The following is a 17,098-nucleotide window of genomic DNA, read 5'->3' as shown; positions in this document are numbered from 1 at the left end:
GGCATGGGGAGCAGCGATGTCCTCGACCGGGCGCGCGCCATCGTCGGACCGGCGCATGTGCTGTCGGACCCGGCGGACACCGCGCCCTTCCTGGCTGACTGGCGCGGCCGCTACCGGGGGGAGGCGCTGGGCGTCGTCCGCCCGGCCGACGCGGCGCAGGTGGCTGCCATCGTCCGGCTCTGCGCGGAGACCGGCACGCCGCTGGTTCCGCAAGGCGGCAACACCGGCGTGGTCGGCGGCGCCATTCCCGATGCCTCCGGGCGCAGCCTGGTTCTGTGCCTGTCGCGCCTGAATCGCATCCGCGAGGCCGATCCCATCGGCGACAGCCTGACGGTGGAGGCCGGCTGCACGCTGGCCGCCGTGCAGGCCGCCGCAGAACAGGCCGGCCGGCTGTTCCCGATGAGCCTGGGCAGCGAGGGCAGTTGCCAGATCGGCGGCACCATCGCCACCAATGCCGGCGGCACCGCCGTCCTGCGCTACGGCCCGATGCGCGACCTCGTGCTGGGGCTGGAGGTGGTGCTGCCCGACGGCACGCTGTGGAACGGCCTGCGCGCCCTGCGCAAGGACAACACCGGCTATGCGCTGAAGCATCTGTTCATCGGTGCGGAAGGGACATTGGGCATCGTCACCGCGGCGACGCTGAAGCTGTTTCCGCGCCCGCGCAGCACCGCCACCGCCTTTATTGCCCTGCCCTCGCTGGACGCGGCGCTGCGGGTGTTCGCCCGGTTGCGCGGAACGCTGGGCGACCGGGTGACCACCGCGGAAATCCTGTCGGAATCGCAACTCGCCGCCGTGCTCGCCCATGTTCCGGGCACCGTCCGACCGCTCGCCACCGCCATGCCCTGGTATCTGCTGGCCGAGATCACCGACCCGATGGCCGGGCTGGACCTCGCCGCCGCGCTGGAGGATCTGCTGGCCGAAGCGCTGGAGGACGGCAGCGTCGCCGACGCGACAATCGCCCGCAGCGATGCCCAGGCCGAGGCCCTGTGGAAACTGCGCCACAGCGTGTCGGAGGCCAACCGAAAGAGCGGCATCGTCATCGGCCACGATACGGCGGTGCCGGTCGCCCGCATTCCCGCCTTCGTCGCCCGCGCCACCGCCGCCGTCGAGGCTCTGCGCCCGGATGCGCGCGTGGTGGCGGTCGGCCATATCGGCGACGGCAACATCCATCTGGTCGTCATCCTGCCGGACAGCGCGAGGACGGAAAGCCAACCGCTGGAGGCCACCGCCCATGCCGTCAGCGCCGCCGTCCACCGCGTGACGATCGAACTGGACGGCACCATCAGCGCCGAGCATGGCATCGGCCAGAGCGTGCGCGACGCGCTCGCCGCCTTCAAGGGACCGGCGGAGATGGCGTTGATGCGCGGCATCAAGCGGCTGTTCGACCCGCAGGGCATCATGAATCCGGGCAAGGTCGTCGCCACCGACGAGCCCTGATCGGGACAGAGGCGATCAGGACGGCAGCCCGATGCTCGGCCCGACGCGCCGGATGAGGTCGACCACGGATGGCGTCAGCGTGTGGAAGGCGGCGAGGAAGTCGTCGCACCGGTAGGACGGCGCCGTCTCCTTGATACGACGGGCATATCCCCCGGCCTCCTCCCGCCGGTCCGCCAAGGCGTTGGAGAAGGCGGCGATGGCCTGGATGTGGACATGGGCGTTCGGCCGCCGCGCGGCCCGGTCGCCCCACAGCGCCGCCTGGGCATGCTCCTTCAGATTGAGGCAGGCGAGCGCCCGCGCGCCGAGCATGCCGAACAGCAGCGGGTCGAACGGGCTCAGCCGCTGCGCGACGTCGGCGGCACTCAGGGCCGCCCGCGCATCGCCACCCTGCGCCTGGACGAAGGCGAGGGAATAATGTCCAAGGGCGAAGTTGGGATTGAGGCCGACCGCAAGGCTCAGTTCCTCCACCGCATCGTCCTGTCTCCCCAGCAGCCACAGCGCACGGCCCAGGGCGAGATGGCTCGTCGGATCGCGCTCGTCCAAACTGACGCTCTGCTCGGCGAAGCGATAGGCGTGCTCCGCCTCGATGCTACGCTGTCCGGTGCGATGCAGAAAGGCGTCCTGGAAATGGGTGAAGGACAGGCCGGCATGCAGCCGGGCGCTCAGCGGGTCGGTGCGAAGCGCCTGTTGGAAAAGACCGCGCGCCGTCTCGTTGTCGTCGCGGGTGAACCGGTACATGTGCCAAAGGCCCCGATGATAGGCGCTCCAGCCATCCAGCGAGGACGGCGGAACCGTCAGGGCGCGCCGCATCTCGGCCGCCTCGATCTCGTCGTCGAGAGCGGCGGCGATGCGGGCGGCAAGCTCGTCCTGCAGGTCGAACACGGCGTCCAGGCGCCGGTCGTAGATGTCACCCCACATCACGGCGCCGCTTTCGGCCTCCACCAACTCGACGGTCAGCCGAAGCCGGTGCCCGTCCGTGCGGATCGCCCCGGTGGCAAGGTAACGCACGCCGAGCGCCCTGCCGACCGTGCAGGGGTCGATCTGGGTTCCGCGAAAGCGGAAGGAGGACCCTCGGGCAATGACGAACAGCGAACGCAGCCGCGAAAGCCGCACCAGCACGTCGGCGGCCACCCCGTCGGCGAAGCCGCCGCCTTCGGACGGTCCGCCGATCGCGCCAAAGGGGAGAACCGCCAGCGACGGCCGATCCGGCAGCACCGGCCGGCTTGACCGGGAGAGGTCCAGCAGCAGTCCGGCAGGCCGCTCGGACACGGTTGAGGCCACGGTGGCGGACACGGTCGTCGCAGGGGGGCGGTCGCGGATGCCGTGCAGCAGTTCGACCGTCTCCTCCTCCGGGTCGGCATCGAGGCAGCGGCGCACCGCCTCGGCACAGATCCGGTACTGCTGAACGGCAACCGACCGCCGGCCGTTGCGTGCATGCAGCCGCATCAGCGCGCGGTGCGCCTCCTCGCAGGCGGGATCGAGCGCCAGCCAGCGCTCCGCCGCGGACGCAACGCCGTCCCAGTCCCCCTCCGTCTCGCACGATGCCGTCAGGCGCGCGAAGATCCCGGCCGCCAAGCGGGCGAAGCGGGCACGCTCGCCGGCCAGCCAGTCGTTGACACCATCGGTGCAGGCCTCGGCCTCGGGCAGAAGCGGGCCGGCGCACAGGTCGGCTGCGGCGCGCAGGCTCTCGGCCGTACCCTCCCGCGCCAGCCGGTCGACCATCACGCCGTCGACGCATTCGGGCGGTAGGGCCAGCGACACCTCGTTCCTGTCCGTGCGGATCAAATCGAGGCCCGCCTGCCCGCCGAGGTGGCGCAGCTCCATCAGGCACTGGCGCAGGCTGTGCAGCGCCCGCCGTTCCTCGCAGTCCTCCCACAGCAGGGCGGCCAACCGCTCGCGGGAGATCGGTCGCGGTGCGGTCAGCGCGACATAGGCAAGCAGAAGCTGCGCATTCCGCCCGCGCAGAGGGAGGGCACGCCCGCCGGCATCGGCGAGCGAAAAGCCGCCCAGCAGCCTAAGCGTCGGCCCGGCCATGCCGCACCAAAACGGAAATTACCCACCGCCCCGATCATAGCAGGCGGAGCGAATCCTGTCAGACACGCGTCGGCCCAGGGGACTACCCCTGAAGGACGGGTCGGCATTTTGACGATCGATTGACGCGAGGGCTGACGATCGGCCGACGCCCGGCTGACGCGGCCCGGCCATCCTCGCGGCCGAAGCCCGCCGTCACCGGGCGCAATCGCACATTCCAAGGAGGACGATATGGACGACCTGATCGCCACCGCTCCCGCCATTCAGCCGCACAACGAGCGGGCTGCCGCCGTGTGGAGTTCGGGCGGCCGGGATTACGAAGAGATCATCCGCGGCGTCTACGACGGCATCGATGCGGCCGTCGCCGGACTCGCTCCCCAGCCAGGCGAACACATCCTCGACGTCGCGACCGGCACCGGCATCACGGCGCGTGCCTGTGCCCGGCGCGGCGCGCACGTCACCGGCATCGACATCGCCGCCGGATTGCTGGACGCCGCACGCTCTCTCTCCGATGGGCTTTCCATCGACTACCGGCTGGGCGACGCCGAGGCGCTGCCCTTCGCCGACGCCAGCTTCGACGCGGTGGTGTCGACCTTCGGCGTCATGTTCGCCGCCAAGCCGGAGGCGGCTGCGCAGGAACTCGCCCGCGTCTGCCGGCCCGGCGGCCGGCTGGCCCTGACCACCTGGACGCCGGACGGCGCCATCGCCGAGATGTTCTCGCTGATGCGCCCCTACATGGCGGCGCCCCCGGCGGTATCGCCCTTCGCGTGGGGCCGCCCCGAACGACTGGAGGAACTGCTCGGCGGCGCCTTCGACCTGACGGCCACGACCCTGACCAGCCATTATGTCGAGACCGGCGGCGAAGCGGCCTGGAGCACCTTCGTGACCGGCTACGGCCCGACGCGCACCCTGGCCGCCAGCCTCGACGAGGAGCGCCGCGCCGCTCTGAAGCGGGACTTCGTCGCCTTCCACGAGCGCTTCCGCGAAGGCGAGGGCATCCATGTGCCGCGCACCTTCGTGCTCACGCTCGGCCGGCGGCGGTAGCTCCTTCCAACTCAGGACAGGGCGGCTTCAGCCGTAATGCTCGAAGCCGCCCTGGGCGACGCTCGCCTTCCAATAGGCGACGACCGAACAGGCGTCGGCGGGAAGGCGCAGGGTCTGGCGGACATGGCCGCGGATGCGCTGGGCGGTGCCATGCTCCGTCCCGCTCCACACCGCCAGCCCCTTCGCTCCGGCCGAGGCCACCGCCATTACCGCCTCCGGCAGGGGCGACGGGGCCGGCGCCGCATGCCGATCCCGATGGAACCAGGTGATGGAGGTTGCGGCCGGCGAGGCCAGTTCCTGCTGCTCGGCCGGTCCAGGCACTTCGATGAACACCTCGGCCGAGGCATCCACCGGAAGGTTTTCCAGAAGATAGGCGATGGCGGGCAGCGCCGCATGGTCGCCGGCCACCACATAGCGGCCTGCCGGCTTCATCGCGATCCCACCCGATACCGAGATCCCCACTTTCTCCCCCGGCTTGGCGCGGGCGGCCCAGCCAGACGCCACACCGGCGCCGTGAAGCACGAAATTCACCTCCAGCGTCCCTGCGGCGGCATCGAAGCGCCGCACGGAGTAGATGCGTAGCGGAGATCCGCCGTCATTCCCCGCCGGAACCACCAGACCGATGTGCGGGGCCAGGACACCGGGCTTCAGCGTGAATCCTTCCAGCGCCGGCCCGCCAAGAACGATGCGGCGCATGCGCGGCGTCAAGGTGGAGACGGCGACCACCTCCACCCACCGAAGATCACAGGGATATTTGCTGCTCAAGACAGGCCTCTCCGCGCCGGCACCAATGGGCCGCATGCTAAATAAGAATGCGACTTGTTCGCAACTACACTTTGCCCTATAGGAGTTGATTGTCACGAAGGGTGCCGGAACCGCGCGATTTGCGGCCAGAAAGTCGATCAATGCCGTTTCATCCGAGAATGCAGAGCCATACCGAAGGGATCACCATTCTCGGCGACCTGCAGTGGCGTGCCTGGAACGGGATGATCGCCGACATCTGGACCGTGGCCTGCGACCAGAATGCGGGCGGCGAATATGTGTCGGAGGCCCCCCGCCTCGTCGTGGTGCTCGACCAGCTCGGCGAGGGCGCCCTCCATGTCATGGACACGCCCGACCGCGGCAAGTCCCACCGGCTGAGCCGGCGCCAGCCCATGAGCTTCGTTCCGGCCGGCCTCAAGGTCTGGTCCCGAACCGAGAGCATCCGCCGCCTCACCCATCTGGACCTGCATTTCGACATGTCGGTGCTGGAAGGCCGCTTCATGGAAGGGCTGGACATCCGCGAGATGGACCGGCCGCGGCTGAATTTCTCCGACGACCGGCTGTTTGCGCTCGCCCGGCTGATCGCGGCGGAATGCCGGACCTCGGGCGCCCTGCACGACCTCTACGGCGAAAGCCTGATGGCCGCCCTGTTCATCGGCCTCGTCCAGACCGAACCGGCGGCCGACCGCAAGCGCGGCCAACTACCGCCGCGCCAGTTGAGGCGCGTGATCGACTACATCGAGGAACATTGCAGCCGGCCGATCCGCCTGCAGGAACTGGCCGAACTCACCGGCCTGTCGCCCGCCCATTTCTGCTCCGCCTTCAAGGCATCGACCGGCGTGCCGCCGCACAAATGGCAGATGCGGGCGCGGGTGGAGCGCGCCAAGTCGCTGCTGACCACCTCGGACGTGACGCTGGCCGCCGCGGCGGCGATGGCCGGATTCTCCGATCAGGCGCATCTGACGCGGGTCTTCCGCCAGATCGTGGGCGCCACGCCCGCCGCCTGGCTGCGCGACCAGTCCGCGTGAGTTGATACCGATGGCGATGGCGATGGCGATGGCGATGCTGGTGCCCGACGAATGTCGAAAGATCGTCCAACCCGTCCAAAGACGGTTCAATCCGGGCCTTCATGCATATGCTAATCATTCGCAACAGCGGATCCACTTTCGGACAGGATCGTCCGGTGGCGCTTCGCGGGTGGTGCATACAGTCCGAGGCCGATTGCGATGGTTCACTTTTCGATTCTGCGAATGACCCGTTTCCTCTTGAACGGCACGGCGCTCGCCGCCTTGCTGGTGCCGGCAATTGCCCAGGCGCAAACGCAGCCCCAGGCGCAATCACAGACGGACGCGAGCACGCCCGCCATCCTCGGTCCGGTGACCGTCGAAGGCAGCAGGACCGTCGATACGGCGACCAGCCCGGTCAAGGGCTATGTGCCGGCCCGCTCGGCCACCGGTTCCAAGACCGACACGCCGCTGGAGGAAATCCCGCAGTCGGTGTCAGTGATCGGCCGCGAGGAAATGAACGACCGCGGCGTCCAGAAGGTGGACGAGGCGCTGCGCTACACCCCCGGCGTCTTCGGCCAGCCCTTCGGCGCGGACAGCGACACAAACTGGATCTTCATCCGCGGCTTCCAGGCGACGCAGTCGGGCATCTACCAGGACGGGCTGCAGCTTTACAGCTACGGCTTCGGCGGCCAGTTCGTCGACAACTACAATCTGGAGCGGATCGAGGTTCTGCGCGGCGCCTCCTCGGTGCTCTACGGCGGCAGCAATCCCGGCGGTCTGGTGAACTACGTCACCAAGCGGCCGGGCGATACGCCCGTGCGCTCGGTCGAGGTCGGCATTAACCAGCACGGCACCGCCCATCTCGGCCTGGACGTCGGCGGCGCGATCGACCCGACGCTGAGCTACCGCCTGACCGGCCGCATCGCCGGCGGCGACACCTACACCGACTTCGCGGACGGCTTCCGCGGCACCGTTTCGCCCAGCTTCAAGTGGTCGCCGAACGATGCCAACAGCCTGACGGTGCTGGCCAACTACACCGACATCGACGAGACGCACAACGGCGGCGCCTTCCTGCCCTATGTCGGCACGGTTGTGGACGCGCCCTTCGGCCGGATCGACCGCAAGGCCAACTACACCGAACCCGGCATCGACACCTACCGCCGCCGCCAGGCCTCAATCGGCTACGAGTTCGAACACCGCTTCGACAACGACCTGATCTTCCGCCAGAACGCGCGCTACAACTACAGCAAGGTCCACGAGGTCTCGGTCTACCCGTTCGGGTACAGCGGCTTCTCGGCCACGCCGACCGACCCCAACAACCTGCTGTCGCGCATCAATTTCGAGCACACGACCGAGGTCAACAGCTTCCTCCTCGACAACCAGCTGGAAGGCAAGCTGCGCACCGGCCCGGTCGAGCACACCGCGCTGGTCGGCGTCGACTACAAGTATTTCCTCATGGATCAGGTGCAGGCGTCCGGCTCCGCCACGACGATCAGCGCCACCAACCCGGTCTACGGCGCCCCCCAGGGCCAGCGCTTCGCCTACATCGACCAGGAGCTGACGATGCGTCAGCTCGGCGTCTACCTGCAGGACCAGATGCGCTTCGGCCAGGGCTTCCTGGTGACGCTGAACGGCCGCTACGACATCGCCTCGACCGACGCCGACGGCACGCCAGCCTATGACGGCAAGGCCGGCAAGTTCAGCGGCCGCGCCGGTCTGGCCTATGAGTTCGCCAACGGCCTGACCCCCTATGTCAGCGCCTCCACCTTCTTCAACCCGGTGCTGGGCTCCTCCGCCGCCGTCGGCGTCTTCAAGCCGGAAAGCGGCCGCCAGTACGAGGTCGGCGTCAAGTACCGTCCGGCCTGGATGGACGCCATCTTCACCGCGGCCCTGTTCGACCTGACCCGCACCAACGTGGTGACCGGCGCCTTCAACGCCGAGACCCAGCTGGGCGAGGTCAATTCCCGCGGCGTCGAACTGGAGGCCAAGGCCAACATCACCCCCAGCCTGAAGGCCACCGCCTCCTTCACCGCGCTCGACCTCGACATCAAGAAGGACGCCAACCCGGCCCTGATCGGCAAGACGCCCTACATCGTGCCGCAGGTCCAGGGCTCGGCCTTCCTCGACTACACCTTCCGCGAAAGCGTGCTGAACGGGGTGTCGGTCGGCGGCGGCGTGCGCTATGTCGGGTCGTCCTGGGCCGACAACGAGAACACGCTGAAGGTCCCGGCCGCGACCGTCTTCGATGCGCGGATCGGCTACAAGCGCGACAACTGGGGCGCCAACCTGTCGGTCACCAACCTGTTCGACAAGGAATATGTCGCCAGCTGCCAGACCCAATATTCCTGCGGCTATGCGGAGGGGCGGACCGCCCTGCTGACCCTCAACATGACTTGGTAACCTGATGCCCGGCCCGGACCAGACCCCTGCCCTCTACGAACTCGATGCCGTCGGATTCTCGGCCTCCGGTCGGCCGATCCTGTCGGACCTGTCGCTTCGGCTGGAGCAGGGGCGCATCTACGGGCTGGTCGGCCCCAACGGCTCCGGCAAGAGCACGCTGATCCGCATGCTCGCCCGCCAGCAGCCGCCGGGGGCCGGGCGCATTCGCTGCCTCGGCACCGAGATCGGCCGGATCGGCGAGCGCGACTTCGCGCGCACCGTCGCCTACATGCCGCAATTCACCCCGCCGGCGGAGGGCATGACGGTGCGCGAGCTGGTGGCGCTCGGCCGCTTCCCCTGGCACGGCGCGCTCGGCCGCTTCGGGGCGGAGGACGCCGCCAAGGTGGCGGAGGCGATTGCCGAAACCAACCTCGACGCCTTCGCCGACCGGCTGGTGGACAGCCTGTCCGGCGGCGAGCGGCAGCGTGTGTGGCTCGCCATGATGCTGGCGCAGGACACGCGCTGCCTGCTGCTGGACGAACCGACCTCGGCGCTCGACATCGCCAGCCAGGTCGAGATGCTGGGGCTGGTGCGCCGCCTCAGCCGCGCCCGCGGCATCGGCGCGGTCATCGTCCTGCACGACATCAACATGGCCGCCCGCGTCTGCGACGAAATCCTGGCGATGCGCGGCGGCGTGCTGATCGCGCAGGGAACGCCGGACGCCATCATGACCGGCGAGACGCTGGGCGCGATCTACCGCCTCGCCATGGGGATCGTCCCGCACCCGGTCACCGGCGACCCCATCGGCTACGTCCTGTGATGGCGGCGGCGAGGACCATACCGCGGCGCCACGCGCTGGGCTTGGCGGCAGGGCTTGCATTGGCGCCCCGCTTCGCATGGGGGGCACTGCCGCAACGGGTCGCGGTTATCGACTGGGCACTGCTGGAAACGGTGCTGGCGCTGGGCGTGGTCCCGGTCGCCGCCACCGAGCTGCTGCAGTTCCGCAAAACCGTCGTCGAACCGGCCGTTCCCGCTTCGGTCGCCGACATCGGGCTGCGCGGAACGCCGAACTACGAGGCGCTGAACCTCGCCGAACCGGACCTCATCCTCACCTCCAATTACTATGAAGGGCAGCGCACCAGCCTGGAGCGGGTGGCGGAAACCGTGTCGCTGTCGATCTACACGCCGGGCGTCCAGCCCTACGCCGCCGCCGCCGGGGCCGCCCTCACCCTCGGCCGGCTGCTCGGTCGCGAGGCACAGGCGCAGGCCGTCGTCGCCGGCACGGAGGCGGAGATCGCCCGCCTGCGCGAAACGTTGAACGGCATCGGCCGCCGGCCGGTCCTGGCGGTCAATTTCGGCGACGCCCGCCATTTCCGCGCCTTCGGCACCGACAGCATGTTCGGCGACGTGCTGCGCCGGCTGGGGGTCGAGAATGGCTGGGCAGCACAGTCCAGCTACAGCGCCACCGCGCCGGTGGGCATCGAGGCGCTGGCCCGCATGCCCGACGCCACGGTCATCGTCGTGCCGCCGGTTCCCGCCGATGCGGTGCGGACGCTGGCCGACAGCGCCCTGTGGCAGGCCCTGCCAATGGTGCGGGAGAACCGTGTGACGGTGATCGAGCCGGTCAACCATTTCGGCGGTCTGCCGGCCGCCCTGCGCTTCGCCCGCCTCGCCACCGCCACCCTCCTGCAAGGAAATGGCGGCAATGGCTGAGCGCGCACCGATGAACCGCATCCTGCTGTGGGGCGGGCTGGCCCTGATCGCCGCCTGCCTGTCGACCGTCCAGGTCGCGGGGCACCTCGCAGCTCCGGCATCGGTCGGAACGATGGCGAACGGCGCCGACTGGCTCGACGCCATCATCCTTTATCACAGCGTCCTGCCGCGCATCGCGGTCTCGCTGGTCGCCGGGGCGGCGCTGGGGCTGTCGGGGCTTCTGCTCCAGCGCGTGCTGCGCAACCCGTTGGCCGAGCCATCGACCCTCGGCGTGTCGGCCGGCGCGCAACTCGCCATGACGGTCGGGCTGGTCTACGCGCCGGCGCTGATGGAACATGCGCGCGAGGGCGTGGCGCTGGCCGGCGGGCTGACGGTGGTCGGGTTGATCCTCGCCATGACATGGCGGCGCGGGCTGGAGCCGGTCGCCGTGATCCTGGCCGGCATGATGGTCGCGCTGACCGCCACCATGGCCAGTGCCGCACTGATCCTCGCCAACGGCGACTATCTGTTTTCGATCTTCATCTGGGGCGGCGGCGCACTGGCGCAGCAGAGCTGGGGTCCCACGCTGACCATCGCGCTGCGCCTGCTGCTGGGTATCGCCGCCGCCATCCTGCTGATGCGCCCGCTGTCCATCCTCGGCCTCGACGATGCCAGCGCCCGCAGCCTGGGCGTCGCCCTCAACGCGACGCGCTTCGCCGTCATCGGCGTGGCGGTCTGGCTGGCGGCCAGCGTGACGGCGGAGGTCGGCGTGATCGGCTTCGTCGGACTTGCAGCCCCCGCCCTGGCGCATCTCAGCGGCGCGCGGACCCAGAAGCAGAAGCTGATCGCCGCACCGCTGATCGGCGCCGTCCTGCTCTGGGTCACCGACGGGCTGGTGCAGTTGCTGGCCGGCGCCAACGGCGAACGGGTGCCGACCGGCGCCGCCACCGCCCTGCTGGGCGGCCCGCTGCTGCTGTGGCTGCTGCCGCGCCTGCGCATGTTCGAATGGCCGTCGCTGAACAACCGTCCCGCTCCCTCGCGCCGCAGCCCCCGTCCCCGCCTGCTGATCGGCCTGATCGCCCTGCTGGGCCTCGTCGCCGTGGCCCTCGCGCTGACCGTCGGCTACGGCCCGGACGGCTGGTCTATCGCCACCGGCTCCCTCCTCGACCGGCTGCTGGCATGGCGCGGTCCGCGGGTGGTGGTCGCGGCGGCGGCGGGCGCCATGCTGGCGGCGGCCGGGATGCTGTTGCAGCGCATCACCGCCAACCCGTTGGCCAGCCCGGAGATCCTCGGCGTCGGCACAGGATCGGGCGTCGGGCTGACCGCCGCGCTGTTTCTGGTCGCCGCCCCCGGCATCGGCCTCCAGATCGCGGCGTCCGCGGCGGGGGCGGTGCTGGTGCTGGCCGCCATGCTGGCCCTGTCGCTGCGCGCCGGCTTCGGACCGGAACGTCTGCTGCTGGCCGGCATCGCCATGAGCGCGCTGTGCAGCGCCGTCCTGACCGCCGTCATCGCCACCGGCACGCCGCAGGCCTTCACCCTGCTGCGCTGGCTGAGCGGATCGACCAATGACGCCGGCCCGGCCGACGCCTGGTTCTGCGCGGGCGCCGCGGTCCTGCTGCTGGCCGCCCTGCCGCTGGCTTCCCGCTGGCTGGAGATCCTGCCGCTCGGCGACGTCACCGCCCGGTCGGTCGGCCTGCCGGTGCAGCGCTGCCGCATCCTTCTGGTGCTGTTCGCCGGCCTGCTCACGGCGGCGGCGGCGCTCTTCGTCGGCCCCTTGAGCTTCGTCGGGCTGATCGCCCCGCACCTCGCCCGGCTGGCCGGTCTCGGCCGCGCATTGGGGCAGGGCATCGGCGCCATCCTGATCGGCGCCGGACTGATGGTGGTGTCGGATTGGCTGGCGCGAACCGTCGCCTTCCCGTATCAACTGCCGCTGGGATTGTTCGCCGCGCTGCTCGCCGGCCCCTACCTGATCTGGTTGCTCAGCCGGGCCGGCTCGCGCGCCGGCTAGCCCGTTCCGTTCCCCCGTGCCTATTCCCATTTTCAGTTCCGGAATGAGAAGAGCCATGCTCCGCCGCTTCCTCGCCTACTACCGTCCCTACAAGGGCCTGCTGATTCTCGACATTTCCTGCGCGATCCTGTCGGGACTGCTGGAGCTGGGCTTCCCGATGGCGGTGCGCGCCTTCGTGGACCGGCTGCTGCCCACCCAGGACTGGCCGCTGATCGTCGCCGCGACGGCGCTGCTGCTGGCGGTCTACATGGCGAATGGCGGGTTGATGGCCATCGTGACCTATTGGGGCCACAAGCTGGGCGTCAACATCGAGACGGAGATGCGCCGGAAGAGCTTCGACCATCTGCAGAAGCTCTCCTTCAGCTTCTACGACAACAACAAGACCGGCCATCTCGTCGGCCGCGTCACCCGCGACCTGGACGAGATCGGCGAGGTGGCGCACCACGGCCCCGAAGACCTGCTGATCGCGGTGATGACCTTCGTCGGCGCCTTCGCCCTGATGGCGGTGGTGCATCTGCCGCTGGCGCTGATCACCGCCGCCATCGTGCCGGTCATCGCCTGGCTGACCAGCCGCTACGGCGGACGCATGACCAAGAACTGGCAGTCGCTCTATTCCCGCGTCGGCGACTTCAACGTCCGCATCGAGGAGAATGTCGGCGGCATGCGCGTCGTCCAGGCCTTCACCAACGAGGACCACGAGCGCAAGCTGTTCGCCGAGGACAACGACCGCTACCGCAAGACGAAGCTCGACGCCTACAAGATCATGGCGGCGTCGACGACGCTCAGCTACATGAGCATGCGGCTGATCCTGATCGTCGTCATGCTGACCGGCGCCCATTTTGTCCTGGTTGGGGAACTGACCCAGGGCGGATTCTTCGCCTTCCTGCTGCTGGTCAACACCTTCTTCCGCCCGATCGAGAAGATCAACGCGGTCATCGAGACCTACCCGCGCGGCATCGCCGGCTTCCGCCGCTACACCGCGCTGCTCGACACCCAGCCTGACATTGCGGATTCGCCCAACGCCGTCCCGGCGCCGCCGCTGAAGGGCGACATCCGCTTCACCGACGTGTCCTTCGGTTATGACGCCGCCCGCCCGGTCCTGAAGGGCGTCGACCTCGCCATCAAGGCGGGGTCCACCGTCGCCTTCATCGGTCCGTCGGGTGCCGGCAAGACGACGATCTGCTCGCTGCTGCCGCGCTTCTACGAGATCACCGGCGGCACCATCACCATCGACGGCCTCGACATTTGCAGCATGACGCTGGCCTCGCTGCGCCGGCAGATCGGCATCGTCCAGCAGGACGTCTTCCTGTTCGGCGGCACGATCCGCGAGAACATCGCCTATGGCCGGCTGGGCGCCTCGGACGCAGAGATCACCGAGGCGGCGCGCCGCGCCCATCTCGACGGGCTGATCGCCTCGCTGCCCGACGGGCTCGACACCATCATCGGCGAACGCGGCGTGAAGCTGTCGGGCGGCCAGAAGCAGCGCCTGACCATCGCCCGCATGTTCCTGAAGAATCCGCCGATCCTCATCCTGGACGAAGCGACCTCGGCGCTGGACACCCGGACGGAGCGGGAGATCCAAAAATCCCTGATGGAGTTGGCGGAAGGGCGGACGACCCTGATCATCGCCCACCGGCTGGCGACGATCCGCAATGCCGACGAGGTCTATGTCGTCGGTGCCGAGGGGGGCATCCAGCGCATTACCCACGAGGAGCTGGCCGCCCACGGCTGACAGGGGGAAGTGGTTGGGGAGTGATCGGGCCCGGTCAATGCCCGGTCTTGGCGTGCGGGGACGCGACCGGCTTGGATTCCGGCGATCCCCGCTCCCGCAGATAAATCCCCAGCACCACCAGCGCCCCCATGGACAGGAACTCGCTCTGCCAGTTCTGGAAGCTTTCGTACCAGAATTCCGGCTCCACCAGCGTTTCCGCCATGGTCTTGGTCGGCTGGTGATGCCGCAACGCCTCCTCGCTGGACCGGCGGGTGCTTCCCGCCACATGAAGGCAGAAGGAGACGGCGAACAGAGTCAGCAGCGCGATGCTGAGCGAGTGCGAATAGAGGCGCAGCAGCAGCCCGCCCCGGTGGACCGGCCAGGGCGCATCCCTGTCGCCCCGCTTCTTCCCGGGATCTTCGTCTTCCGGGTTGTCCTGTCCCGGCGTTTTCGATTCCGCGGATCCCTTCTGCACCAGCAGGACGGTCAGCAGCACATAGACCGACATCTGCAGGAACTCGCTCTCCCAATTCTCGAAGACCGCCGATAGGAAATGGCCGGTGGTCAGATACTCCGGCAGACCGATGGCCGGCAGCCCGTGAAAGCGGAGTTCCTCGACGAGCGCCCGCCATCCGGCGAGCGTCTGCCCAACGATCGACAGCAGGAACAGGCCGAACAAGGCAACCGACAGCCCGTTGTCACGCAGGAACCGACGCATCGGACCACTCCGCATTTCACAAAGCCCGGCCTATACAACGGCGCGGCGGCGCGGAGGTTGCGCCGCTCGTTGGCGTACCCAACAATCACCAGGCCGAGGTCCGCATGGCGACGGCTCAGGCAGCCCGCACATGGCGAAGGAACTCCTCCGCCTGATCGCGGAGCGCCATCGCCTGCCGGCCGAGATCGGCGGCGGCGGCGCGTACCTCCGACGCCATCGTCCCGGTCTCGTGCGCGGACTGGGAGACCTCGCGGATGTTATCGGTCACCTCCGCCGTACGGTCGGCGGCGCGCTGGACCGACCGGGCGATGTCGGCGGTGGTGACGCCCTGGTGATCGGCCGAGACGGCGATGCGGCCGACGAGGTCGCTGACCGACAGGACGGTGCGGCCGATCCCCTCGATGGCCTCCACCGCATGGCCGGTCACCGCTTGGATTTCCGCCACCTGCCGGGCGATGTCGTCGGTCGCGCGCGCGGTCTGGTTCGCCAGCATCTTCACCTCGCCGGCGACGACGGCGAAGCCCTTGCCGGCCTCCCCCGCGCGGGCCGCCTCGATGGTCGCGTTCAGCGCCAGCAGGTTGGTCTGGCCGGCGATATCCTGGATCAGGGTCACCACCTCGCCGATCTTGCCGGCAGCCGCCGCCAGCCCGTCCATCGTCCGGTTGGTGCGCGTCACCTCCTCCACCGCGTTGCCGACCATGCGGGCCGACTCCTCGACCTGCCGGCTGACCTCGCCGATGGAGATGCTCAATTCCTCCGAAGCACCGGCGACGGTGCGGACGTCGTCGCTCGCCTCGCCTGCGGCGGTGCTGACGGTGTCGGCGCGGACGCTGCCGGTCTCGGCGATGTCGTGCAGGCGCTGGGCATTGGCCTGCAGCTGCGTGGTGGTGGCGCTCAGCACGCCGACGACACCCAGCAGCGACCCTTCGAAGGACTGCGCCACCGCGTCCATCGCCTTGCGCCGCTCCTCGACCGAGCGGGCGCGCTCCTCCGCCTGGGCCTCGTGCAGCTTGGCGACCTTGATCGCGTTCTCCTTGAACACGGCGAGCGCCTTCGCCATGCCGCCGATCTCGTCCTTGCGGCCAAGCGCCGGGATGGCGACCGACAGGTTGCCGCGGGCCAGATCCTCCATGGCGCCGCGGATGCCCGACAGCGGCCGGAACATGCGCCGGGCCAGCAACAGGCAGCAGGCGGCGACCAGCAGGGTCACGGTCCCGCTGATGGCGGCGATCATCGTCTGGGTGTCGCGGATGGTCGCGAAGAACTCCGCCTTGGGAATGCCGACATAGAGCACGCCGACCACGCGCCCGTCCGGCGCCTTGATCGGGTCGTAGGCGGTGTAGAAAGGCGTGCCGAGGATTTCCGCCTGCCCGCGATAGGGCACGCCGCGTCCCAGCACCGCGTCATGGACCGGCCCCTTCGCCAGCGTGGTGCCGACCGCGCGGCTGCCGTCCGGCTTCAACACATTGGTGGAAACGCGCCGGTCGCCCATGAACAGGGTCGCCGTGCCGCCGACCAGCCGCTTGACCCGGTCCACCGGTTCGAGGAAGTCGTTCAGGGCGCGGTCGCCGGCATAAAGCTTGCCATCGCGCACATCGAACGCCTGCCCATACTGGTTCAGCACGTCCCAGGCCACGCGCATGTTGGTTTCCTGCCGCTCCATCGCCACCCGTTCGGCATAGCGGGTCAGCAGCAACTCGTTGACACCGAACGTGGCAAAGGCAAGCAACAGAAATCCGCCGCCGCAAAGCACCACCGTTTTGCCCGCCAGCGACAAAGCCTTCATCCTCATACCCAACCCCTGGTTTGGTCCGAATTTCCGACTGTTCGTTTTTCTTTTTCGGACGTCTGCCCTTAGGCAACCGTCATGGCAAGGGAAAAGGGGGTGAGCGGTTAAGGAAAAGTTAGAGAAATCCCCTGACTCGTCTTCCGGTATTTGCATCAGTCATACGGATTGATTGGTGCGCCATGACTGTTGCGAACGGTTCGTTCACTCACCGTCGTCGTACATCAACAACATTACAGGCAAGGGTGGACGATGTGCCCGATTTGGTCGTCCGCAGGCTTTCGCAAGGCCACAGCTCAGCATCTATACAAAAAGGCATATATCCCCAGATCCAGGTCCGCCGCCTGCTGATCCGCCCGCACATATACGCCCCATATATTTTCGGGCACCGCCGCCCCCCATCGAATCTATACGCGGCTCCGGATCATCCTTGCAGGGTCGGACCACCCGCCAGCCGGCATCACGGCGGACGGGCGGTCCGGCCCTTTTCCGTTCGACCGGAGCCTTGACCCCATGCTCGACC

Annotated in this window: 12 protein-coding genes; 8 read left to right on the top strand and 4 right to left on the bottom strand. The window is 68.8% G+C overall.

Annotated features, from left to right (window positions below):
- Positions 1 to 3: 3 nt before the first annotated feature.
- On the top strand, positions 4 to 1,437 hold the full coding sequence (locus ACWPKK_RS19500) for an FAD-binding oxidoreductase (protein ID WP_452007395.1): 1,434 nt from the start codon (positions 4 to 6) through the stop codon (positions 1,435 to 1,437).
- 15 nt (positions 1,438 to 1,452) lie between these two features.
- Here ACWPKK_RS19500 and ACWPKK_RS19495 read toward each other — a convergent pair whose 3' ends face one another.
- Entirely contained in the window at positions 1,453 to 3,471 is a 2,019-nt protein-coding gene (locus ACWPKK_RS19495; protein ID WP_452007393.1) for a BTAD domain-containing putative transcriptional regulator, read from the bottom strand.
- A gap of 228 nt (positions 3,472 to 3,699) precedes the next feature.
- Between ACWPKK_RS19495 and ACWPKK_RS19490 the strand changes: the two genes are divergently transcribed.
- A complete protein-coding gene (locus ACWPKK_RS19490; RefSeq protein ID WP_452007391.1) occupies positions 3,700 to 4,512 on the top strand; it encodes a class I SAM-dependent methyltransferase in 813 nt (270 codons plus the stop codon).
- A gap of 27 nt (positions 4,513 to 4,539) precedes the next feature.
- On the opposite strand, the gene ACWPKK_RS19485 is transcribed toward ACWPKK_RS19490, so the two are convergent.
- Positions 4,540 to 5,277 (bottom strand): siderophore-interacting protein, encoded by a 738-nt coding sequence (locus ACWPKK_RS19485; RefSeq protein WP_452007389.1) that lies wholly within the window; start codon positions 5,275 to 5,277, stop codon positions 4,540 to 4,542.
- A gap of 140 nt (positions 5,278 to 5,417) precedes the next feature.
- Here ACWPKK_RS19485 and ACWPKK_RS19480 point away from each other — a divergent pair, with 140 nt between their 5' ends.
- From ACWPKK_RS19480 to ACWPKK_RS19455, 6 genes are all read left to right on the top strand, one after another.
- The gene (locus ACWPKK_RS19480) at positions 5,418 to 6,302 is read left to right on the top strand and encodes a helix-turn-helix domain-containing protein (protein WP_452007387.1); all 885 of its coding nucleotides are present in this window, start codon (positions 5,418 to 5,420) and stop codon (positions 6,300 to 6,302) included.
- Between the two features lie 222 nt (positions 6,303 to 6,524).
- The gene (locus tag ACWPKK_RS19475; protein WP_452007385.1) at positions 6,525 to 8,681 is read left to right on the top strand and encodes a TonB-dependent siderophore receptor; all 2,157 of its coding nucleotides are present in this window, start codon (positions 6,525 to 6,527) and stop codon (positions 8,679 to 8,681) included.
- Positions 8,682 to 8,685: 4 nt separating this feature from the next.
- A complete protein-coding gene (locus ACWPKK_RS19470) occupies positions 8,686 to 9,480 on the top strand; it encodes an ABC transporter ATP-binding protein (RefSeq protein WP_452007383.1) in 795 nt (264 codons plus the stop codon).
- Complete coding sequence (locus ACWPKK_RS19465; RefSeq protein WP_452007381.1) at positions 9,480 to 10,373, top strand: iron-siderophore ABC transporter substrate-binding protein; 894 nt, start codon at positions 9,480 to 9,482, stop codon at positions 10,371 to 10,373. Before ACWPKK_RS19470 ends, ACWPKK_RS19465 begins: the two co-directional genes overlap by 1 nt.
- Entirely contained in the window at positions 10,366 to 12,360 is a 1,995-nt protein-coding gene (gene fhuB / locus ACWPKK_RS19460) for a Fe(3+)-hydroxamate ABC transporter permease FhuB (RefSeq protein WP_452007379.1), read from the top strand. Before ACWPKK_RS19465 ends, fhuB begins: the two co-directional genes overlap by 8 nt.
- Before the next feature lie 55 nt (positions 12,361 to 12,415).
- Positions 12,416 to 14,092 carry an ABC transporter ATP-binding protein gene (locus ACWPKK_RS19455; protein WP_452007377.1) on the top strand — a complete coding sequence of 559 codons (1,677 nt, stop codon included), beginning with the start codon at positions 12,416 to 12,418 and terminating at the stop codon, positions 14,090 to 14,092.
- Positions 14,093 to 14,126: 34 nt separating this feature from the next.
- On the opposite strand, the gene ACWPKK_RS19450 is transcribed toward ACWPKK_RS19455, so the two are convergent.
- Together ACWPKK_RS19450 and ACWPKK_RS19445 are read right to left on the bottom strand one after the other, a co-directional pair.
- Complete coding sequence (locus ACWPKK_RS19450) at positions 14,127 to 14,789, bottom strand: DUF6766 family protein (RefSeq protein WP_452007375.1); 663 nt, start codon at positions 14,787 to 14,789, stop codon at positions 14,127 to 14,129.
- 115 nt (positions 14,790 to 14,904) lie between these two features.
- A complete protein-coding gene (locus ACWPKK_RS19445; protein ID WP_452007373.1) occupies positions 14,905 to 16,581 on the bottom strand; it encodes a methyl-accepting chemotaxis protein in 1,677 nt (558 codons plus the stop codon).
- Positions 16,582 to 17,098 lie beyond the last annotated feature (517 nt).

It is taken from the genome of Azospirillum largimobile (assembly GCF_977007025.2).
This window is presented reverse-complemented; position numbering and strand designations above follow the sequence as displayed.

Excerpts from the sequence above, each read along its gene's own strand:
- ACWPKK_RS19500 (WP_452007395.1), top strand. The coding sequence starts at position 4 with ATGGGGAGCAGCGATGTCCTCGACCGGGCGCGCGCCATCGTCGGACCG.
- ACWPKK_RS19495 (WP_452007393.1), bottom strand. The coding sequence starts at position 3,471 with ATGGCCGGGCCGACGCTTAGGCTGCTGGGCGGCTTTTCGCTCGCCGAT.
- ACWPKK_RS19490 (WP_452007391.1), top strand. The coding sequence starts at position 3,700 with ATGGACGACCTGATCGCCACCGCTCCCGCCATTCAGCCGCACAACGAG.
- ACWPKK_RS19480 (WP_452007387.1), top strand. The coding sequence starts at position 5,418 with ATGCCGTTTCATCCGAGAATGCAGAGCCATACCGAAGGGATCACCATT.
- ACWPKK_RS19475 (WP_452007385.1), top strand. The coding sequence starts at position 6,525 with ATGACCCGTTTCCTCTTGAACGGCACGGCGCTCGCCGCCTTGCTGGTG.
- ACWPKK_RS19470 (WP_452007383.1), top strand. The coding sequence starts at position 8,686 with ATGCCCGGCCCGGACCAGACCCCTGCCCTCTACGAACTCGATGCCGTC.
- ACWPKK_RS19465 (WP_452007381.1), top strand. The coding sequence starts at position 9,480 with ATGGCGGCGGCGAGGACCATACCGCGGCGCCACGCGCTGGGCTTGGCG.
- fhuB (WP_452007379.1), top strand. The coding sequence starts at position 10,366 with ATGGCTGAGCGCGCACCGATGAACCGCATCCTGCTGTGGGGCGGGCTG.
- ACWPKK_RS19455 (WP_452007377.1), top strand. The coding sequence starts at position 12,416 with ATGCTCCGCCGCTTCCTCGCCTACTACCGTCCCTACAAGGGCCTGCTG.
- ACWPKK_RS19450 (WP_452007375.1), bottom strand. The coding sequence starts at position 14,789 with ATGCGTCGGTTCCTGCGTGACAACGGGCTGTCGGTTGCCTTGTTCGGC.
- ACWPKK_RS19445 (WP_452007373.1), bottom strand. The coding sequence starts at position 16,581 with ATGAGGATGAAGGCTTTGTCGCTGGCGGGCAAAACGGTGGTGCTTTGC.